Genomic DNA, 19,833 nt, shown 5'->3' with positions numbered 1-19,833 from the left:
AGGGTGCCGAGAAGCCGGGCAAATCTCGTACGGCTGCGCATCACATGCTCCTTCCGGTCGGTCATCGGCCGGTCGAGCGCTCCGGTCGGTCATGGCCATGCCCGGCCAGGCATGGCCATCCGCATGGTGCAGTCCCCGGCTTTCCGCCGGAAGCCCTCCGGCGGGCCGAACATCGGAGCACCAGCCCCGAATCCGTGGCGTAATACGGGCGATTGCCGGCCCCACGCACGACAGACCTCGGACCTCACGCGGCCCCCGAGCGCTCGTCGCCACGCCCCCGGGGCCCCCGGCATCCCGCCCGTACCACTGCCGGAACCGTTCCGCCGTCCTGTCCCGAAATGTTGCTGACAAGGTGTCAGCACTCTGGCGGGCTGCCGGAAGCGCTTGTTCAATGGGCGCCAGCCGCAACCGCCTGGAGGCTACATGGACGACGCCGTCACGCCCCCCGCCATCCGCTGTGCCGGAGTGGAGCACACCTACCCCGTGTTCCAGGAACGTGCCGCGCGCATCGCCGCCGGACTGCGCGCCCAGGGTGTCGAGCCCGGGGAGCGGATCGCGATCGTGGTGCGCAACGAGCCCGCGCACCTGGAGATCGCCGCCGGAGCGGCCCGGCTGGGAGCCTCGGCCGTCCCCGTCAACTGGCACTTCCGCCACGACGAGCTGCGGCATGTGCTCGGCGACAGCGACAGCAAGGTCGTCTTCGCCCACACCGACCTGGTGCCGGGCGTCGCCGCGGCCCTCCCGGAGCGGGCCCGCCTCATCGAAGTGCCGGTACCCGAGGGCACGGCCGCCGCCTGCGGTTTCCCGCCGCCGCCGGAGACCGGCGACCACCCCCTCCTGGACACCTGGCTGGCCGGCCACCCGCCACTCGCCGAGGAAGCCGCCCGCCGACCGTCCACCGTCATCTACAGCTCGGGCACCACGGGACGGCCGAAAGGTGTGCTGCGCGACCCGGTCGGCACGGAACAACTGGCCGAAGCCGTGTCCAAGTTCCTCGAATACTTCGCCGTGGAACCCGGCGGCCGCACCCTGATCCCCGCACCGCTCTACCACGCCTCACCCAGCCAGCACGCCCTCCTCGCCCTCGCCGGCGGCCTGGACATCACCCTGATGCCGCGCTTCGACGCCGAGGAGTTCCTGCGGCTGGTCGAACACCACCGCATCCAGCAGGCGCAGGTGGTGCCGACCATGTTCGTACGGCTGCTGCGCCTGCCCAAGGACGTCCGCGAGCGCTACGACCTGTCCTCGCTCACCTCGGTCGTGCACGCCGCGGCACCCTGCCCGCCGCACATCAAACACGCCATGATCGACTGGCTGGGCCCGGTGCTCCGCGAGTACTACGGCGGCAGCGAGACCGGCGCCGTGACCTGGTGCGACAGCCAGGAGTGGCTGGCACACCCCGGTACTGTCGGCAGAGCCGAAGGCACCTGCTCGGTGGTGGTCCTGGGCCCCGACGGCGCGGAACTGCCCACCGGCCGGACCGGCGAGATCTACATCAGGCCGTCCGACACCTGGCCGCAGTTCACCTATCTGGGCGATCCCGCCAAACGCGCGGCGATGGAGGCCGACCGGCTGCCCGGCTACGTCACGATCGGCGACATCGGCCACCTCGACGCCGACGGCTACCTCTACCTCAGCGACCGCCGCAACGACCTGGTCATCTCCGGCGGCGTCAACATCTACCCGGCCGAGATCGAGGGCTGCCTGCTCGCCCTCGACGGCCTGCGCGACGTCGCCGTCTTCGGCATCCCCGACGAGGAGTACGGCGAAGCCCTCGCCGCCCACGTCGAACCCGAACCGGGCGCCGCCCTCACCACCGAGGACGTACGGGCACACGTCGCCGACCGCCTCGCCTCGTACAAGGTGCCGAGAACCGTGGTCTTCGAGGAGAGCCTGCCGCGCGACGAGTCCGGCAAACTGTTCAAACGACGGCTGCGGGAGCCGTATTGGGCTGGGCGGGACCGCGCGATTTGAGGGGGTGCTCCCGCCCGCACCGCGGAGCGAAGCACTACTCTGCTGGCGCGAGGTGGACGAAGACCTGAAGTGGTGATGACCGTTCAACCACAGGCTCACGCAGGACAGGCCGCACTGGTCGGCAAGCTGGCCGGGCGTGGCCTGCTCGCGCCGCCATGGCGAGAGATCTGGGAGCACGTCCCCCGCGAGCACTGGCTGCCGGAGCGGATCTGGGTCCAGCGGCCGGACCGGTGCGAGCCGGTGACGGACGCGGACGCCCGGTACCGGCTGACCTACAGCGACTCGCCCGTGGTGACCCAGGTGGACGACGGCCGGGCCGAGGGGCCGAAAGTGGCGACCTCCGCCAACTCGATGCCGTCTATGGTCGCCAGGACGCTCGGGCTCCTGGACCTCCGGGACGGCATGACGGTTCTGGAGATCGGTACGGCGACCGGCGACGTGGCGTCCAAGCTCTGCCTGCGGGTCGGTGACGACAAGGTCACCTCCGTGGAGATCGACGCGGACCTGGCGGCGCAGGCGCGGACCCGCCTGGCGCGGGCCGGCCTGTCGCCCGCCGTCCACGTCACGGACGGCGCGGGCGGATGGGCGCCGGGCGCGCCGTATGACCGCGTCCTCGCGACGTGTGCGCTGCGCACGGTCCCGCCCGCACTCCTGCGCCAGTTGCGGCCGGGCGGTGTCCTGGTCGCCCCGCTCGTGCGCGACTTCTCTTCCGGGCTGCTGACCCGGTTCGTCAAGGACGCCACGACCGGGGCCGTCACGGGCTCCTTCCACGGTGGCGCCTCGTACATGCCGCTACGGGCCCACCGGTCCACGGCGTCGTCAGCCGTGGACGGAACCACGCCGCGCCACTGTCACGAACTGCTCGACGGGCAGCTGGAGGAGTTCACGGGTCCGGCCTTCGGCCTGTACGCCGGTGCCCGCCTGCCCGGAGTCCACATGACCGGGACGTCCGCCCGGCTCTTCCTGTGGGACGGGGCCGGGTCCGGGGCCCTGGCCGAGGAAGGCTGGGCCGCGGTCTACGGCCGCCGCCGCGACCTGTGGCAGGAACTGGTGCAGGCCTGGCAGGAGTACGTCGCGGAGGGCCGGCCACCGCTCGGCGACTTCGGAGCGACAGTCACCGAGGACGGCGGGCTCCGGATGTGGCTGCGCACGCCCGGTAACCGCGTTCGCACCTCGGGGCTTCATCAGGGCAGCCGTCGTGGAGGGCAGCGCTGACGGAGCCACCGCGAGGGCGGTCAGTCGACACAGAACTCGTTGCCCTCGATGTCCAGCATCGGGATGCACGCGTCATTGCCGTCGTACAGCGTTCGTACGTGGATCGCGCCCAGCGGGATCAGTCGCGCGCATTCGGCCTCAAGCGCGGCGAGGCGCTCTTTCCCCACGAGCCCGGTGCCGACCCGCACATCGAGATGCACCCGGTTCTTGGCGGCCTTCCCTTCGGGAACGCGCTGGAAGTACAACCGCGGGCCCACACCAGAGGGATCAACACAGGCGAACCACGCGTCGCGCTGTTCAGGCGGCTGCGCGCTCTTGAAGTCGTCCCAGGTGGCGAATCCCTCCGGGGGCGGCGGTACGACGTACCCCAGCACCTCGCACCAGAAACGCGCGAGACGTTCGGGTTCCGCGCAGTCGAAGGTGACTTGCAACTTCCTGATCGCTGACATCGGCGCACCATACCAAGCGAACTGCCGCTGTTCACCGGCAAATTCGACCACGCTTCCGATGTGCCGCGGGCGCCGTCCCCGACGCCCTGCCGTCACCGTGTCTCAGGCCGGGACGGGCCCGGTCAGACGGGCGTGGGCCGCCTCGCGGAACGCCGTGACCAGGCGGCTGTGGTCCTCCGCGCGGGTCGCCAGAAGGACCTGGCTCGGCTCGACGCCGCGCAGGGGCACGCCGGTGACGTCCGGGCGCATCGTGGCCGCGCGCAGGCCGGCCGCGACGGCCACGGCGTCGCCGGATGCGATGAGTTCGAACTTGTCCTCCAGCGCGTCGATGAAGGGGCCGTCGGGTGCCGGGCGCCCGTCGGGCCGGGGATCGAAGCGCCAGTAGGCGTTCCAGGCCGGGTCGGCCCGGCGCAGGCGGGGGAGGGGTTCGTCGGCGATGTCGGCGAGGGTGACGGACTCCTTGCCCGCGAGACGGTGATCGAGCGGTACGAGCAGCACCCGCGGCTCGCCGTACAGCACCGACACCCGCAACCGGTCGGCCGGGAACGGTGACCGGGCCACCAACGCGTCCACCTGGTGGTCGAGCAGCGCCGTATGGATCTCGTCGCAGCCCACGAACCGGGTGTGCACCTCGGCGTCCGGGTGGCGTCGGCGCAGCTCGCGTACCGCCGGGGTGACGATGACGCCCGTGCTGTACCCGATGCCGATCCGGGACGGGTCGGAGGCGGCACGGGTACGGGCCACGGCCCGCGCGGCGGCCCGCAGCAGCGCCTCGGCGCGGGGCAGGAACGTTTCCCCGGCCGCGGTGAGCCGGCTGCCCCGCGGAGTACGGACCAGCAGCCGGGCGCCCACCTGCTGTTCGAGGCGGCGTATCTGGCGGCTCAGGGAGGGCTGGGTGATACGGAGGGCTTCGGCGGCGCGGCCGAAGTGTTGGTGCTCGGCGACGGCCGTGAAGTAGCGCACGAGTCGCAGGTCGAGGTCGGGCGCGGAAGCTGGGTCGGGCATGTTCGCAGGGTAGTCCGGGCAGCCCGGAGCGGTACGGGGGTCGTCGCCGTGCGCCGTGTCGAGCGCTGAGCCGGGCGCTGGGCTGGGTGGCGAGCCGGGTGGTGAGCTGAGCGCAGAGCCGGGTGATCGAGCCGTACGCCCGGCTCTGCCAGCGGTGATGCCTGAAGCGCATGACCCCATGCGGAAGAGGCTTTGGACGCGCGACGGTCCGTACCCGGACGATGGAGCAGCACCGGCCGGGGGCGGCACAGCACCCGCCGGGCGGCCCGTCGTCCCTCTGCCGACCGGGCCCGTACCGCCTTTCGTTCACCACCGAAGGAACTCACCCATGCGCGTATTCGTCACCGGAGCGACCGGCTTCATCGGGACCGCGGTGGTCCAGGACCTCCTCGCGGCCGGGCACACGGTCGTCGGCCTGGCCCGCTCGGACACGGCCGCCGCGACATTGCGGGCGGCCGGTGCCGAGGCGCACCGCGGCTCCTTGGACGACCCCGGCAGTCTGCACGACGGGGCCGCCGCGGCGGACGGTGTCATCCACCTCGCCTACCGCCACGACTTCTCGGACCACGCGGCCTTCGTGGACGCCGGCAAGCTGGACCTGCGTGCCGTCGAGGCGATCGGCAAGGCGCTCGACGGCACCGGCAAGCCCTTCCTCGCCACCTCGGGAACGCTGTCGCTCGCGGCGATGGCGCCGGGCCGCCTCGGGACCGAGGACGTCAGGGCCGAGCCCGGCACGGACCGGCCCCGGCTCGCGACGGAGAACGCGGTCGTGGCGCTGGCCGGCCGCGGCGTGCGCGCCTCGGTCGTACGGCTCGCGCCGTCCGTGCACGGCGAAGGCGACCGGGGTTTTGTACCGCTGCTGATCGACACCGCCCGCGCCCAGGGCGCCGCGGCTTACGTCGGTGACGGCGCCAACCGCTGGCCCGCCGTGCACCGGCTCGACGCGGCCCGCCTGTTCCGGCTGGCGCTGGAAGTGGCACCGGCGGGCTCGGTCCTGCACGGAACGGCCGAGGAAGGCGTGCCGTTCCGCGACATCGCCGAAGCGATCGGCGCCCGGCTGGGCGTGCCCGCCGTCGGCATCACCGCCGAGGAGGCGGGCGGGCGCTTCGGTGCCCTCTCCGGCATGGTGCCGGCCGACAATCCCACGTCGAGCGCCCTGACCCGCGAGCTGGTCGGCTGGGACCCGGTGGGCCCGTCCCTCCTTGAGGACCTCGGAGCGGGGCACTACTTCACGGGGCGGACGAGCATTTTCTGAGGGGGAGGGGTGGGGAGGGGCCGGGGGACGTCCGCCCGAACGCCCGCCGCCCCTCAACCCACCGGCCCCCTCGGCTCACCGACCTCCTCAACCCACCGGCCCCCTCGGCTCACCGCCCCCCTCAGCCCACCGGCCCGTTCGGAACGATCTGCAGCTTCCGTCCGGTGCCCAGCTCGAAGGTCTTCAGCGCCTCCGCGTACTGATCCAGCCCGAAGCGGTGCGTGATCATGGTTTCGCAGTCGATCACGCCCTTGCCGAGCATCTCGACCGCCCGGCCGTACGTGTGCAGGATCGCCATGCTGCCGACGATGCGGATCTCGTCGTGGTAGATCCGGAACGGCGAGAACCGCGCCATCTCCTGGTCGGGCGCGCAGCCGAACTGCTGGAACGTACCGCCGCGGATCGGCCGCGTCAGGCCGTCCTCGATGGCCCGTACGTTGCCGGTGCAGTCGGTGACCACCTGCCAGCCGAGCGGGTGGGCGGCGGTGAGGTGGTCGGCGCTGGTGGCGACGGCGTCGGCGCCCAACTGCCGGGCGACCGCCAGCCGGTCCTCGTTGATGTCCACCACCGAGACCGACGCGGCGCCGGCGCGCTGGGCGACCTGGAGGTAGAGCAGGCCCATGGTGCCCGCGCCGTAGATCAGGAAGTGGTCGCCGAGCTTGGGGCCGACGATGTCGAAGCCCCGCAGGATGGTGGAGAGCGGCTCGATCAGCGGGGCGTGCCGGAGCGCGACGGTCTCCGGGAGGCGGTAGCAGTTGCCGGCCGGGACCTTGACGTACTCGGCGGCGGCACCGTCCACCGTGATGCCGATGGTGCCCCACTTCTCGCAGAGGTTGCCGTGGCCGATGGCACAGAAGTGGCACGTACCGCAGTAGACCGCGGGGTCCGCGGCGACGGCGTCGCCCTCGGCGAGACCGGTCACCGCCGAGCCCACCGCCACGATCTCGCCGGAGAACTCGTGACCGGGGATCACCGGATACCGCGTCGGCCCGAACTCGCCTGCCAGCATGTGCACATCGGTGCCGCACAGCCCGGCGGCGGTCACCTTGACGACCACGTCGTGCGGGCCGGGCACCGGGTCGGGGACCTGGCTGACGGACAGCTTGTGCGGCTCCTCGATGACAACTGCGCGCATGGTCGTGACCGCCTTTCGGAGGGGGTGGGGAGGGCGGGGCAGCGGGGACGGACTCAGACCGCGGGCAGGCCGGGGGCCGTCAGGTTGCGCGACTCGACCTGCCTGATCTTCTCCACCTTGGGCGCCGAACCGCCCCCGGCGAAGTCGGAGACCAGCCAGTGCTCCAGGCACACCAGGGCGGCCTCCACACCCATGGTGCGGCTGCCGAAGCAGGCGATCTGCGCGTCGTTGGACTTGCGGGCGCGCTCCGCGCTGTAGCTGTCCGGTATCTGGGCGGCCCGGATGCCCGGCACCTTGTTGGCGGCGATGGCCATGCCGATGCCGGTGCCGCAGACCAGGACGGCGCGTTCGTGTTCGCCGCGTGCGACGCCGCGCGCGACCCGTTCCGCGACGTCCGGGTAGTCCTCGCCGTCCGCGGCGCTCAGGTCGGTGACCCGATGGCCGCGCTCGGTGAGGTATGCGGCCATCGCGTCCTTCATGGCGGTCGCGGCGTCGTCGGCGCCGAGGGCGATGCGGTACGTGTCCTGCACGGTGAACTCCCTAGGGGCGGAGGGGCAGCGGGGCGGGCACGGCGGCCGCGGCGACTTCTTCGAGGACGTGGCGCAGATGGGCGGTGTCGTGGGCGAGCCGGCCGAGGAACAGGCCGTCGACGCTGCCGGCCAGCTGGCCGAAAGTGCCGGGCCCGGCGGTGCCGCCGTAGACGACCCGGCCGCGCACCCCGTGGTCGCGCAGACAGGCGCGGACGGCCGAGGCCACCGCCCGTACGTGCCGGGCGGGCGCCGGTTCGCGGGCGCCGATCGCCCAGACCGGTTCGTACGCGATGATCACCTCGCTGTCCGGTCCCGCGCCGCCGAGGGCGGCCCGTACCTGGACCAGCGTCTCCTCGACGGCCCGCGCGAGGCCGTTGTCGTGCCGCTCGCCCGCGCAGACGACGGGCACCAGGCCGGCCCGCACGGCGGCGCCCGTCTTGGCGGCCACGGTCGCGTCCGTCTCACCGAAGTGGCGGCGCCGCTCCGCGTGGCCGACTTCGACGTACCGGGCGCCCGTCTCGGCGAGCATGCCTGCGGAGACCTCGCCGGTCCACGCGCCGGACTCGGCCCAGTGCACGTCCTGGGCGCCGTACGCGACGCCGGTGCCGGCCAGCAGTTCCCGGGCGTCGGCCAGGGCGGGGAAGGCCGGCAGGACGAACAGGTCCACGGGGCGGGGCAGTGCCGCCAGGGCGCCCCGGAGCGCGGCCACGCCGGTGAGCCACTGCCTGGTCGCGGCCAGTCCGAAGTAGAGCTTCAGCGATACGCCGACGACCGGGCGGCGGCCCGCTTCCGGGGCCCGTGGGCCCCGGATGTCCGGGCCGCCGCCGTCGACGTCGAGTTCTCAGGGATCACGTCGTTCATGATGCTTCAAACAAAAGCACATGTGAAGTTCTCAGATCAAGACGTTATGTTTCCCGGTCTCGCGAGATTTTCTTTGCGGAAGGGCGGTGACGGTGTCAGGCCAGCGGCTTGGACAGGACGGCCTTGCGGTGGCTGAACGTCTCGATCGAGTACCGGCCGTGGTAGCGGCCCATCCCGCTCTCGCCCACCCCGCCGAACGGCAGGTCCGACACGGTCAGATGGGCGACCGGCAGGCCGAAGCCGAGGCCGCCGGACGACGTTTCCCCGGTCAGTCGCCGCCGGGTCTCCGCCGACTCCGTGAAGGCGTACAGCGCCAGCGGCTTGTCCCGGTCGTTGACGAAGTCGATGGCCGCGTCCAGGTCCGCCACCTCGACGACCGGCAGGATCGGCCCGAAGATCTCCTCCCGCATCACCGGGGCGTCCGGCGCCACGCCGCCGAGCACGGTCGGCGCGATGTACTTGCGGTCCCGGTCGTGCGTGCCGCCGGTGACCGTGCGGCCGGAGTCGAGCAGGCCGGTCAGCCGGTCGAAGTGCCGCTCGTTGACGATGCGGCTGTAGTTCGGCGCGGTGGCCGGGTCGTCGCCGTAGAGGGCGGTGACGGCGCGGGCGAGGGCGGGCTCCAGGCGGGCCGCCGTCTCCGGGTCGGTCAGGACGTAGTCCGGCGCGACGCAGGTCTGGCCCGCGTTGAGGAACTTGCCGGCCACCAGCCGCGCGGCGACCGCGTCGGCGTCCGTGTCGCGGTCCACGAAGGCGGGAGACTTGCCGCCCAGCTCCAGGGTGACCGGGGTCAGGTGCTCGGCCGCCGCGCGCATCACGATGCGGCCGACGGTGCCGTTGCCCGTGTAGAAGATGTGGTCGAAGCGCTGCTCCAGCAGGGCCGTCGTCTCCGGAACGGCGCCCTCCACCACCGCGACCGCGTCCGCGTCCAGGAAGCGGGGCAGCAGGCGGGCCACGGCGGCGGAGGTGGCGGGCGCCATCTCACTGGGCTTGGCGACCACGCAGTTGCCGGACGCCAGGGCGCCGACCATGGGCGCGAGCAGCAGTTGCAGGGGGTAGTTCCAGGGGGCGATGACCAGCACGACACCCAGCGGGTCGTACACCGTCCACGCTTCCGCGCCGCTCAGGTGGGGCGGCACCGGCGCGGCCTCGGGCCGCAGCCACTCCGCCAGGTGGCCGAGGGTGTGGTCGATCTCGCGCAGCGTGAAGTCGATCTCGGTGCGGTACGCCTCGGTCTCCCCTTGCCCAGGTCCTCGTACAGGGCCGCGGCGAGGTCCTTGCCGTGCTCGGTGAGCAGGGCGCGCAGCCGTCGCAGCTGGTCGGTACGCCATTCCAGGGAGGCGGTGCGACCGGTGCGGAAGGTGGCGCGCAGCCGCGCGACCACGGCGTCCGGCTGCTCGGGGGTGCTGCTGGTCATGGTGTCTCCGATGCGTACGGGGTGGAGCGGCCGGGCGGCGGGGGCGGGGGTACGGTTCCGCCGCCCGGCCGGTTCGCTTGACAAGGTCAAGCACACGTTCCATGTAAATACCAACGATTGCCGAAGTCAAGTAACCCGTTATCCTGGCCGCGTGTCCGACACCATCCGGCCCGCCCCCGACGACCTCATCCAGCCGTTCGCCCGCACGGTCCGCGGCTACTACGACGATCTCGCCGCCGCCGCCCTGCGGCACGGCCTGAGCACCGCGCAGGCCCGCGCGCTCATCGCCCTGGAGGAGCCGCTCTCGATGAGCGCGCTCGCCGGGCACCTGGTCTGCGACGCCTCGAACGCGACCCGGCTCATCGCCCGGATGCAGGAGCGCGGGCTCGTACGGCGGGAGGCCGCGCCCCGGGACCGCCGGAGCAAGGTGGTCACCGCCACCGAGGAGGGCCGGGCGCTCGCCCTGCGGGTGCGCGCCGACATGCACGCCGTGCGCGGCGCGCTCGAAGCACTCACGCCCGAGGAACGCACCGCACTGCTGCCCCTGCTGGAACGCCTGGGCGCGCTCCTGGGCCGCTGAGCCCGGCTCCTCGGTCCAGTCCGGCCCGGCGGGGGACGGCCTGTCGGGATCCCGCTAAAGTCGGATGAATACCCGCTGGTGGATGGGCCTGTGCGGGCTGTTCGGGGTGGGCTGCCCCGGGGGAGGACGTAGATCCACATGAGTCGCCGCTCCAACGGATTAGTGGCCGTCTGGGCCGAGGCGCAGCGTCAGCAGCAGCGCCGCCAGGAGGCGCAGCGGCGAGCCGGTGAACAGGCCCGCCGTGATCAGGAGCGGCAGCAGCGCGACACCGAACGCGCCATGGCCCGCATGCAGCGCGAACGCCGGGACGCGTACCGGCAGCAGCGCGAGGCCGACGCCCGCCGCCGCACCGAGGAACTGGACGCGCGGATGGCCGGGTTGGCCGGCCTGCTGGCCGACGGCTGCCAGGCCCCGGCGTTCACCGCCGACACGCTGCGGCGCCCCGAGTACGTCGAAGCATTCGCGCCCGGCCGGCTCGCCGTGCCCGTACCGATGCCCGACCCGGCCGCCTACCAGCCGCAGGCCACCGGCTGGAGCCTCGGCGGCGCCCGCCGCGCACAGGCGCAGGAAGAGGCCCGGGTCCGTTACGAACACGACTGGCACGCCGCACAGGCCGCGGAGGCACAGCGCCTGCGTCAACTGGAGGACTACCGGCGGCAGTACGACCAGTGGGCCGCCGGCCGGCTGGCGGAGATCAGGAGCTACAACGCCGCGGTCGAGGAACTGCTGACGGGCCTGCGCGGCGGCGACCCCGACGCGGTGGTGGAGTACTTCTCCGCCGCGCTGTACGCCACCACCGGCTGGCCGGAAGGCTTCCCGCGCCGGGTCCACGCCGCCTTCGACGCGGTGGCCCGCCAGCTCGTACTGGACTGGGAACTGCCCGGCTACGACGTCGTGCCGGCGGCCAAGTCGGTGCGCTACTTGTACGCGGCCGACCAGGACAAGGACGTCGCCCGGCCGGCGACCCAGCGGCGGGCGGCCTACCGCGACGTGCTGGCCCAGTCCGTCCTGCTGGTGGTGCACGACCTGTTCGCGGCGGACCCGTCCCGCACCCTCGACTCCGTGGTGGTCAACGGCTTCGTCGACGACGTGGACCCGGCCACCGGACGTCCCGCGCAGCTGTGCCTGGCCACCGTCACGGTCCCCAGGGACGCCTTCGAGGAACTGCACCTGGCGCAGGTCAGCGCCGTGGACTGCCTCACCGACGGGTTGCGCGGCCAGCTGTCGGCGCGCCCCGAGCAGCGGTCGGCGGTCCGGCCCGCGCGGCAGCCGGGCGAGGTCGGCGGCGGCGTGGTGACACACGGCGGCGCGGCGGAGCCGGACCTGTTCACCATGGACCCGATCGCCTTCGAAGGGCTGGTCGCCGAACTGTTCCGCGCGATGGGGATGCAGGCCGTGACGACCCAGCGGTCCGGGGACGGCGGGGTGGACGTGGACGCGCTGGACTCCGACCCCATCCGGGGCGGCAAGATCATCGTGCAGGTGAAGCGCTACCGCAACACCGTGCCGCCGACCGCCGTGCGCGACCTGTTCGGCACCGTCCAGTCCGAGGGCGCCAACAAGGGCGTACTGGTGACCACTTCCCGCTTCGGCCCCGGCGCCCACGCCTTCGCCAACGGCAAGCCGCTCACCCTCGTCAGCGGACCCGAACTGGTCGACCTGCTGGCCCGCCACGGCCTGCGCGGACGCCTCGGGGACGCCGCGGTCCCGCCCCAGCGGCAGCCGCCCGCCGAGGAGGAAACGGCCCAGGAACCGGACCCGGACCCGGAGGCGGATCGGGACGCGGGCAGCATCCTCGGCATGAACTGGTCCGGCAGCGTCTCCCTCGACGTCTGCGCGCTGGTCTGCCAGGGCAACCGCGTCCTGAGCGACGACCACTTCGTCTTCTACAACAACCCGCGCACCCCGGACGGCACCGTACGGATGCTGTCCGGCTTCGCCCCCGACCGGGCCGCCATGCAGGTGGCTTTCGACGCCCTGCCCGCCACCGCCGACCGGCTCGTCCTCGTCGCCGCCGTCGACCCGGAGACCGACCCGTACGCGGACCTGTCCGGTTTCACCGACGCGTGCATCCGCCTGGTCGACGCGTCCGGCACCGAACTCGGGCAGCTGGACGTCTCCGACGGCCGCAGCGGCGAAACGGCGCTGGTACTCGGCTCCTTCCGCCGCCGCGCCAACGGCGACTGGGACTTCGTCCTCGGCGGCAAGGGCTACGAAGGCGGCCTGGAGGCGCTGGTGCAGGAGTACGGGATCGAGGTCGCCTGACCCACGGCGGGCGAAGATCGCTAGATTGCGGGCATGACGACGAACGAGGATGCCGCCGCGTCAGCGACCGACCGCGACGGCCGGGGCTGGGCCGGCACCCGCGCCTGGGTGGAGAAGCACGGCGGCGGATGCCGCGTCGAGGCCGCCGAACGGCTGCGGGGCGGCTGGACCTCGGAGATGCGGCGATTGCGGATCAGCGGGGGCGGCGACCCCCGGTGGCTGGTGCTCAGATCCTTCGTCCGGCCGTTCTTCGCACGGCACGCGGAGGGCCTGCTGACGCGCGAAGCGGACACCCTGCGTCTGCTCGGCGGAACGGACGTACCCGCCGCGGAGTTCCACGCGGTGGACGCGACGGCGGCGCACTGCGACCACCCGTCCCTGTTGATGTCGCTGCTGCCCGGCAGCGTGCGCGTGGACGAGGCGGAGGCAGCCCTGCGTACGCCGCTGCTGGCGCGCCAACTCCTCGGCATCCACCGGATACCCGTACCGGCCGAGGCCCGCCCGCGCGCGTACGAGGCGTGGGCCGCGCCGGACCGGGTGCGGCTGCCCGAACACACCGGCCGCCCGGAGCTGTGGCAGCGGGCCGTGGACGTCATCCGCCGCGAGCCCCCGCGTACCGGCCGTGCTTCCTGCACCGGGACTTCCACCCCGGCAACGTGCTCTTCACCGGGCGGGGCAGCAGCCTGCGGATCACGGGCGTCGTCGACTGGGTGGAGACGTCCTGGGGGCCGGCCGACCTGGACGTGGCGCACTGCTCGACGGCCCTGGCCCTGCTGCACGGCGTCGAGGAGGGGATGCGGCTGGCCGACGCCTACGCGGCGGCCGGCGGGACGTTGAGCGACGACCCCGCGGATCATCTGTACTGGCGCGTCCTGGACGCCCTCGGGTTCGCCCCGGATGCCGAGAAGGTCGGGCTGCCCTGGCGGGAGCTGGGGCGCGACGACCTGACCTCGGACCTGCTGGCGAGCAGGCTGGAGGACTACCTCCAGGAACTCTTCCGCCGCTACGGCTGAGCCTCACAGTCCCGCCAGCGCGGCCAGCGTCGCCGCCACCTCCAACTCCTCCTCGCCGTCCTGGATCTCGCCGCGATCGGCACACCACAGGGCGTTCTCCACCGTACGGGCCGTCGCCCATGCCAGCAGGCGGTCCGGCTCCTCGCCGAGGGCGTCGGCCAGCAGCGTGCAGCGTTCGCGCAGGACCGGGCACGGATCGCCGTACTCGAAGGGGTCGTCGATCTGCTCCAGGAGCGGCCAGGGGTCGTACCCGGGGTCGCCGACCATGGACTTGGGGTCGATGGCCAGCCACGGGCGGCGCCGCGCGGAGAGGATGTTGCCGGGGTTGAAGTCGCCGTGCACCACGACCTCGCGGGTCGCGGTGGCCGGCAGTTCGCGCAGCAGCCGGGCGCCGAGCCGGACGAGCCCGGGGTCGTAACCGGGCCGGATCCGGGCCATACGGTCCTCGACCGTACCGGCCCATTCGGCGCAGACGTCGGCGACCCGCTCCAGTTCGCCGTCGGGCGGTACGGGCGCGGCCCACAGCTCACGCAGCACACCGGCGGCGATCAGCAGCCGTTCGCCGGCGGGCAGCGGGCTGTCGTCCAGCTCTCCACCAGGTGCGCAGCGCTCGACCAGCAGCGCGTACCGCTCCCGGTCGTGACGCAGCAGCCGTACGGCGCCGCTGCCGTCCCAGGCGCGCAGGGCCGGCGCCTCCCCGGCGGCCTCCCGGTGCGGCCAGGTCACCTTGAGCACCGCGTCGCCACCGTCCGGGAGCCGCGCGGGAGCGACCCATGAGCAGCTGCCGCCGTGCAGCGGCACGCCGAGCCGCAGATCCCACTCCTCCTGGACGGCCCGGACGGTGGCGGGCAGCCGGTCCAGCCAGGCGCGCCCGTCCGGGGTGCTGCCCACGGTGGCGTACACGGGGAGATCGGTGGGGAACAGGTCGTCGCTCAGGGGGCCGGTGCCATTCGGGCACAGTAGCCGCGCGGCGGACAGCGGACCGAACGGATTATGCGCGGGTGTCGCCGGTTCGCGCGAGCCGGTGCGTACCGGTCGGGCGGTGGCGTGGGACCAGCGGTGTCGCGGGGAGATTAATCGGTTTATCGACTCTTATCGCCTGTTATGCGTCTGGCATGAACCAGTACCGGTCGTACGGCGCCGCCCTGCTCCTGATATCCCTGGCCACGGGCTGCGCGGCCCAGCAGGACACCGGACGGCCCGCAGGCCCCGCCTCCGGGCCCGCGCACCGCGACTCCGCCTCCGCGACCGGGGTGCCGCAGCACTCCGTCCACCGGGCCTCCCAGGGCTTCACCCTCGCCGCCTCCGGGGACGTCATCGCCTCGTACCCGTCCGTACTGGAGACGGCCCGCCAGGACGCCGGCGGCGACGGATACGACTACCGGGCCGTCCTCGCCGGGGTCAAACCCGTGATCGAGGGGGCCGACCTGGCGATCTGCCACCTGGAGACGCCCTTCGGGCCCGACGGCGGGCCGTTCACCGGGTATCCGGCCTTCAAGGCGCCGCCCCAGGTGGCGGACGCCCTCAAGGACACCGGCTACGACTCCTGTTCCACGGCGTCCAACCACACGCTCGACGACGGCGCCGAAGGCGTCCGGCGCACCCTCGACCGGCTGGACCGGGCCGGGATCAAGCACACCGGATCGGCCCGCGACGCGGCCGAGGCCGGCCGGCCCGCGCTGCTGAAGGCGCCCGGCGGGGCGCGGGTGGCCCAGCTCTCGTACACGTACGGCACGAACGGGGTGCCGCAGCCGCAGGGCAAGCCGTGGACGGTCGGGGTCATCGACGCCAAGAAGATCGTCGCGGACGCGCGGGCCGCCCGCCGGGCCGGTGCCGACGTCGTCGTGGTCAGTCCGCACTGGGGTGCCGAGTACCGGACCGCGCCGGACGCGCAGCAGATCGAGGTCGCCGAGGCGCTCACGAAGGCGCGCACCGGCGGCCGGCCCGACATCGATCTCGTCATCGGGACGCACGCGCACACCCCGCAGCCGTACGAGAAGCTGAACGGCACCTGGGTCGTCTACGGCATGGGCGACCAGATCGCCGGGATCATGGAGAGCCCGCGCGGCAACTGGGGCACCATCGCCCGCTTCCGCTTCGAGCCGCCCGCGAAGGAGGGGGAGCGCTGGCGGGTCACCAAGGCCGAGTACATCCCTCAGCTCTCCGCGCACGGGCCCCCGCTGCGCATGGTCAACCTCGCCGCCACCGGGGACCGTGCCGACGTACGGGAGGGCATCCGCGAGGCCGTCCTCAGCCGGGGAGCGGAGGGTGCCGGGCTGACGATGGGCCGCTGACGGGCGTGCGGACGGGGGTGTCGCGCCGGGTGGCCCGGTGAGAGAGCGTTCCGCGATGTGAAACCCTGAAGACCGGCCCGGACCGGTCGTGAGCACCACGGACGCGGGCGTGCCGGGCGGCGGCGTCGCCCGGCGGACGGCCGGCGGCGGACGGCGGATCGGTGGGCGTCCGACGGCGGACGTTCGGGCGTTCGGAGGTTCGGGCGTTCGGAGGTCCGGACGTTCGGACGGCGAACGGTGGACAGTGGCGCGGGGCGCGGAAAGGGCGTGACGGCGATGGGTGAGAGTGCGGCCGTACGGCCCCGCAATCCGCGCGGGCAGGGCGAGCGCCTGCGGGAGGAACTCCTGCGCGCCACCGAACGTCTCCTCGAAGAGGTCGGCAGCGAGGACGCCCTGTCGCTGCGCGCCGTGGCCCGCGAAGCGGGTGTCGCCGCCCCCAGCATCTACCGGCACTTCGCCGACAAGACCGAGCTGGTGTGGGCCGCGCTGGAGGTCAGCTACGAGCGGCTGAGAGCGGCGATGGCCGAGGCGTCGGCGGCCGCGGACACCGACGACCCGGTGGACCTGCTCCGTGCTCAGCTGCGCGCGTACTGCCGGTACGCCGTCGAGCACCCCGCCAAGTACCGCCTGCTGTACGAGACCCGTCAGACACCGGTCGAACCGGAGCGGCTGGCCGCCACCCGGCGGGCCGTCTGGTGCGGGGCCTGCACGACGCCCTCACCGCGTGCGAGGCCGCCGGATGGCGGGTGCGCGGCACCCGCGAGGAGGCGCCGTACGTGCTGTGGGCGGCGGTGCACGGCCGCGTCATGCTGTGGCAGGTGATGCCCAGCCGCAAGGACGCCGGACGGCTGTACCGCTACGTGGACGAGATCCTGCATCTGCTGATGGAGCGGGCGGACTGAGCGCCTGAACCGGGCGCTTCGGGAGCGCTCCGGCCATTTCCGGCACCCCCGCCGACGCGGTGTGCCGCTCGACGGTCACCACCCCCCCACGGTCGCACCCCTGTATTACGCATGTAAGTTTACGGGCGTTAGGTGAACGTCCGACACCGGGCGCACGCCCCTGCCCGCGTGCTCCCAAGGAGCGACATGACCCCCTCTCCCGCCTCTCCCGCCCCCGCGCCGGCCGCCGCGCCCGCGCTGCCCGTGCAGCCGCCGCAGGGCTGCCCGTTCGACCCGCCCGCCGAGTTCGCGCGGCTGCGCACCGAAGCGCCGCTGTCCAAGATCTCGCTGCCGGACGGCACCGAAGCCTGGCTGGCCACCCGGTACGCCGACATCCGCGCCATCCTCGGCGACACCCGCTTCAGCTCCGACACCACCCGCCCCGGCTACCCGCTCAGCGGCATGACCGGCGGCGCCACCACCGAGCACCGCGGCTTCATCCGCATGGACCCGCCCGAGCACACCCGGCTGCGCCGCATGGTCACCCGGGAGTTCATGGTCAAGCGGGTCGAGGCGATGCGCCCCGACATCCAGCGCCTGACCGACGAGCTGTGCGACGCCATGGAACAGCGCGCGGGCCAGGACGTCGACCTCGTCGAGGCGCTGGCCCTGCCGGTGCCCTCGCTCGTCATCAGCCTGCTGCTCGGCGTCCCCTACGACGACCACGAGGTGTTCCAGCGGCTCACCGGCACCCTGCTCTCCCGTACGGTCACCGACGAGGAGCGCGAGAGCGCGCGGGCCGAGCTGCGCACCTACCTGCACCAGCTGGTGAGCGCAAAGGAGGCGGCGCCCGGCGACGACATCCTCGGCCGCCTGATCACCGAGCAGCAGGTACCGGGCGAGATCACCCACGACGACGTGGTGGCCTCCGCCGCGCTGCTGCTCATCGCGGGCCACGAGACCACCGCCAACATGATCGGCCTGAGCGCGCTCACCCTGATGCGCGACCGGGAGACCGCGGACCGGCTGCGCGCCGAGCCGAACCTGATCCGCGGCGCGGTCGAGGAGCTGCTGCGCTTCCACAGCATCATCCGCAACGGCCCGCGCCGCGCCGCCACCGAGGACATCGAGATCGGCGGGCAGCTCATCCGGGCCGGCGAGGGCGTCGTGGTGGCCGTACCGTCCGCCAACCGCGACCCGGAGGTCTTCGAGGACCCCGACGCGCTCGACGTGTGCCGCCCCAACGCCCAGCACCACGTCGCCTTCGGCTACGGCATCCACCAGTGCCTCGGCCAGGCGCTGGCCCGCGTCGAGCTCCAGGTCGTCATCGGCACCCTGCTGCGCCGCTTCCCCGAGATGCGGCCCGCCGTCCCCGTGGACGAGATCCCGTACCGCAGCGACATGGCGATCTACGGCTGCCACACCCTGCCCGTCACCTGGTGACCCCCTCCTCCCCGTCCCGCCTGCCTTCAGGAGCCACCTGCCATGAACATCACCCTCGACGCCGACAAGTGCTGCGCCGCCGGACAGTGCGTACTGATCGCGCCCGACGTCTTCGACCAGCGTGACGAGGACGGCGTGGTCGTCCTCCTGGACGCCGCGCCGCCCGCCGACCAGCACGACATGGTCCGCGAGGCCGCCGCCATCTGCCCGGCCGCCGTGATCCAGGTACACGAGTGAGCCCCCGCCGCATCGCCGTCGTGGGCGCCTCGGCGGCGGGCCTCGCCGCCGCCGAGGCCCTGCGCCGCTTCGGCTGGACCGGCACGCTGACCCTCGTCGGCGACGAGCCGCACCCGCCGTACGACCGGCCGCCGCTGTCCAAGCAACTCCTCCAGGGCGCCTGGCAGCCCGACAAGCTGCACCTGCGCGCCGCCGAACAGCTCGACACCCTCGCCCTCGACCTGCGCCTCGGCACCCGGGCGACCGGCCTGGACACCGCGAGCCGCACCCTCACCCTGGACGACGGCGAGCGGCTGGCCTGCGACGGTGTGATCGTCGCGACGGGCGTCGCGGCCCGCACCCTGCCGGAGGCGGCCGGGCTGGACGGAGTGCTCACCCTGCGCACCCTGGAGGACGCGCTCACCCTCAAGGAGCGGCTGTCCGGCACGGACCGGCGCCTCGTGGTCGTCGGCAACGGCGTCCTGGGCTGCGAGGCCGCCGCCGTGGCGCGCGAACTGGGCCACCAGGTCACGCTCGTCGGCCGGGAAGCACTGCCGATGGCCCGTACGGTCGGCCCGCAGATCGGCGAACTGCTGGCGGCCGAGCACCAGGAGCACGGCGTACAGCTGCGCACCGCGGCCGTCGACGGCTTCGAGGCGGACGGCGACGGACCGGCGCGGCACGTGACCGCCGTACGGCTGGCCGACGGCACCCGGCTGCCCGCCGACACCGTCCTCGTCGCCATCGGCTCGGAGCCCGCCGTCGGCTGGCTGCGCGGCGACCCGGCCCTGGACACCACCGACGGGCTGCGCTGCGACGCGTACTGCGCCGCCGCGCCCGGCGTCTACGCCGCCGGGGACGTGGCCCGCTGGCAGCACCCCGTGCACGGGCGCCACCTGCGCGTCGAGCACCGGATGAACGCCACCGAGCAGGGCATGGCCGCCGCCCGCAACCTCCTCGCCGAACTGGAGGAGACCCTGCCGGACGACGGGGACGGGGCACTGGCCCCCGCCGCCGGGCGGGAGCGGCGCCCCTTCACGCCCGTGCCGTACTTCTGGTCCGACCAGTACGGCCTGAAGATCCAGGCGTACGGCGTGCTCAACGGCGCCGACCGGTCCGAGGCCACCGTCCTGGACCCGGACGCCCGGAAGGCCGTCGCTCTCTACGGGCGCGACGGACAGGCCACCGGCATCCTGGCGATCGGCGTACCGCCCCGCCAGACCAGGGGCTGCGGGCGCTCATCGCCACCCCCGCTCCCTGGGAAGAGGCCCGCGAAGGCGTACGCAACGCCCTCGCGTGACGG

General features: G+C 73.3%; 15 protein-coding genes and 3 pseudogenes. 11 read left to right on the top strand and 7 right to left on the bottom strand.

Annotation, left to right across the window (positions count from 1 at the left end):
* The first annotated feature begins 423 nt into the window (after positions 1–423).
* Both ACEXOX_RS05095 and ACEXOX_RS05090 read left to right on the top strand, forming a co-directional pair.
* A complete protein-coding gene (locus ACEXOX_RS05095; RefSeq protein WP_406519273.1) occupies positions 424–1,974 on the top strand; it encodes an AMP-binding protein in 1,551 nt (516 codons plus the stop codon).
* Positions 1,975–2,049: 75 nt separating this feature from the next.
* The gene (locus ACEXOX_RS05090) at positions 2,050–3,189 is read left to right on the top strand and encodes a methyltransferase domain-containing protein (RefSeq protein WP_406519272.1); all 1,140 of its coding nucleotides are present in this window, start codon (positions 2,050–2,052) and stop codon (positions 3,187–3,189) included.
* A 20-nt stretch (positions 3,190–3,209) separates the two neighbouring features.
* Here ACEXOX_RS05090 and ACEXOX_RS05085 read toward each other — a convergent pair whose 3' ends face one another.
* Complete coding sequence (locus ACEXOX_RS05085) at positions 3,210–3,638, bottom strand: VOC family protein (protein WP_406526234.1); 429 nt, start codon at positions 3,636–3,638, stop codon at positions 3,210–3,212.
* 102 nt (positions 3,639–3,740) lie between these two features.
* Positions 3,741–4,643 carry a LysR substrate-binding domain-containing protein gene (locus ACEXOX_RS05080; protein WP_406519271.1) on the bottom strand — a complete coding sequence of 301 codons (903 nt, stop codon included), beginning with the start codon at positions 4,641–4,643 and terminating at the stop codon, positions 3,741–3,743.
* 328 nt (positions 4,644–4,971) lie between these two features.
* Here ACEXOX_RS05080 and ACEXOX_RS05075 point away from each other — a divergent pair, with 328 nt between their 5' ends.
* Positions 4,972–5,898, top strand: a complete 927-nt coding sequence (locus ACEXOX_RS05075) for an SDR family oxidoreductase (RefSeq protein ID WP_406519270.1) — start codon at positions 4,972–4,974, stop codon at positions 5,896–5,898.
* A 121-nt stretch (positions 5,899–6,019) separates the two neighbouring features.
* Here ACEXOX_RS05075 and ACEXOX_RS05070 read toward each other — a convergent pair whose 3' ends face one another.
* The 4 genes and pseudogenes from ACEXOX_RS05070 to ACEXOX_RS05055 form a co-directional block, all read right to left on the bottom strand.
* Positions 6,020–7,033, bottom strand: a complete 1,014-nt coding sequence (locus ACEXOX_RS05070) for a zinc-dependent alcohol dehydrogenase family protein (RefSeq protein WP_406519269.1) — start codon at positions 7,031–7,033, stop codon at positions 6,020–6,022.
* A 53-nt stretch (positions 7,034–7,086) separates the two neighbouring features.
* Positions 7,087–7,563 (bottom strand): RpiB/LacA/LacB family sugar-phosphate isomerase, encoded by a 477-nt coding sequence (locus ACEXOX_RS05065; protein WP_030022480.1) that lies wholly within the window; start codon positions 7,561–7,563, stop codon positions 7,087–7,089.
* Positions 7,564–7,573: 10 nt separating this feature from the next.
* Positions 7,574–8,374: a triose-phosphate isomerase family protein gene (locus ACEXOX_RS05060; RefSeq protein WP_406526233.1), complete on the bottom strand. Its 801-nt coding sequence runs from the start codon at positions 8,372–8,374 to the stop codon at positions 7,574–7,576.
* A gap of 145 nt (positions 8,375–8,519) precedes the next feature.
* Positions 8,520–9,838: pseudogene (locus ACEXOX_RS05055) on the bottom strand (aldehyde dehydrogenase family protein).
* 151 nt (positions 9,839–9,989) lie between these two features.
* Between ACEXOX_RS05055 and ACEXOX_RS05050 the strand changes: the two are divergent.
* From ACEXOX_RS05050 to ACEXOX_RS05040, 3 genes and pseudogenes are all read left to right on the top strand, one after another.
* Positions 9,990–10,418 (top strand): MarR family winged helix-turn-helix transcriptional regulator, encoded by a 429-nt coding sequence (locus ACEXOX_RS05050; RefSeq protein WP_406519268.1) that lies wholly within the window; start codon positions 9,990–9,992, stop codon positions 10,416–10,418.
* Positions 10,419–10,556: 138 nt separating this feature from the next.
* Positions 10,557–12,683 carry a restriction endonuclease gene (locus ACEXOX_RS05045; protein WP_406519267.1) on the top strand — a complete coding sequence of 709 codons (2,127 nt, stop codon included), beginning with the start codon at positions 10,557–10,559 and terminating at the stop codon, positions 12,681–12,683.
* Positions 12,684–12,716: 33 nt separating this feature from the next.
* A pseudogene (locus ACEXOX_RS05040) lies at positions 12,717–13,696 on the top strand (phosphotransferase family protein).
* Positions 13,697–13,699: 3 nt separating this feature from the next.
* Here the strand turns inward: ACEXOX_RS05040 and ACEXOX_RS05035 are convergent.
* Entirely contained in the window at positions 13,700–14,599 is a 900-nt protein-coding gene (locus ACEXOX_RS05035; RefSeq protein ID WP_406519266.1) for an aminoglycoside phosphotransferase family protein, read from the bottom strand.
* A 212-nt stretch (positions 14,600–14,811) separates the two neighbouring features.
* Here ACEXOX_RS05035 and ACEXOX_RS05030 point away from each other — a divergent pair, with 212 nt between their 5' ends.
* The 5 genes and pseudogenes from ACEXOX_RS05030 to ACEXOX_RS05010 all read left to right on the top strand — a co-directional run bounded on the left by ACEXOX_RS05030 (position 14,812) and on the right by ACEXOX_RS05010 (position 19,830).
* The gene (locus ACEXOX_RS05030; RefSeq protein WP_406519265.1) at positions 14,812–15,990 is read left to right on the top strand and encodes a CapA family protein; all 1,179 of its coding nucleotides are present in this window, start codon (positions 14,812–14,814) and stop codon (positions 15,988–15,990) included.
* A gap of 276 nt (positions 15,991–16,266) precedes the next feature.
* Positions 16,267–16,812, top strand: a complete 546-nt coding sequence (locus ACEXOX_RS05025) for a TetR/AcrR family transcriptional regulator (protein WP_406519264.1) — start codon at positions 16,267–16,269, stop codon at positions 16,810–16,812.
* 266 nt (positions 16,813–17,078) lie between these two features.
* Positions 17,079–18,314, top strand: a complete 1,236-nt coding sequence (locus tag ACEXOX_RS05020; RefSeq protein WP_406519263.1) for a cytochrome P450 — start codon at positions 17,079–17,081, stop codon at positions 18,312–18,314.
* Positions 18,315–18,356: 42 nt separating this feature from the next.
* Entirely contained in the window at positions 18,357–18,551 is a 195-nt protein-coding gene (locus ACEXOX_RS05015) for a ferredoxin (RefSeq protein WP_030022493.1), read from the top strand.
* Positions 18,548–19,830, top strand: a pseudogene (locus ACEXOX_RS05010) (NAD(P)/FAD-dependent oxidoreductase). The gene ACEXOX_RS05015 and the pseudogene ACEXOX_RS05010 overlap by 4 nt, the downstream one beginning before the upstream one ends.
* Positions 19,831–19,833 lie beyond the last annotated feature (3 nt).

It is taken from the genome of Streptomyces sp. Ac-502, from assembly GCF_045222935.1.
GTDB lineage: Bacteria > Actinomycetota > Actinomycetes > Streptomycetales > Streptomycetaceae > Streptomyces > Streptomyces monomycini.
The sequence above is the reverse complement of the archived record's forward strand: the minus strand, read 5'-3'. Positions and strand labels throughout refer to the sequence as shown.

Bases quoted from the DNA above. Each gene is read 5' to 3' on its own strand.
- ACEXOX_RS05095 (WP_406519273.1), top strand. From the start codon at position 424: ATGGACGACGCCGTCACGCCCCCCGCCATCCGCTGTGCCGGAGTGGAG.
- ACEXOX_RS05090 (WP_406519272.1), top strand. From the start codon at position 2,050: ATGACCGTTCAACCACAGGCTCACGCAGGACAGGCCGCACTGGTCGGC.
- ACEXOX_RS05085 (WP_406526234.1), bottom strand. From the start codon at position 3,638: ATGTCAGCGATCAGGAAGTTGCAAGTCACCTTCGACTGCGCGGAACCC.
- ACEXOX_RS05080 (WP_406519271.1), bottom strand. From the start codon at position 4,643: ATGCCCGACCCAGCTTCCGCGCCCGACCTCGACCTGCGACTCGTGCGC.
- ACEXOX_RS05075 (WP_406519270.1), top strand. From the start codon at position 4,972: ATGCGCGTATTCGTCACCGGAGCGACCGGCTTCATCGGGACCGCGGTG.
- ACEXOX_RS05070 (WP_406519269.1), bottom strand. From the start codon at position 7,033: ATGCGCGCAGTTGTCATCGAGGAGCCGCACAAGCTGTCCGTCAGCCAG.
- ACEXOX_RS05045 (WP_406519267.1), top strand. From the start codon at position 10,557: ATGAGTCGCCGCTCCAACGGATTAGTGGCCGTCTGGGCCGAGGCGCAG.
- ACEXOX_RS05030 (WP_406519265.1), top strand. From the start codon at position 14,812: ATGAACCAGTACCGGTCGTACGGCGCCGCCCTGCTCCTGATATCCCTG.
- ACEXOX_RS05025 (WP_406519264.1), top strand. From the start codon at position 16,267: ATGGGTGAGAGTGCGGCCGTACGGCCCCGCAATCCGCGCGGGCAGGGC.
- ACEXOX_RS05020 (WP_406519263.1), top strand. From the start codon at position 17,079: ATGACCCCCTCTCCCGCCTCTCCCGCCCCCGCGCCGGCCGCCGCGCCC.
- ACEXOX_RS05015 (WP_030022493.1), top strand. From the start codon at position 18,357: ATGAACATCACCCTCGACGCCGACAAGTGCTGCGCCGCCGGACAGTGC.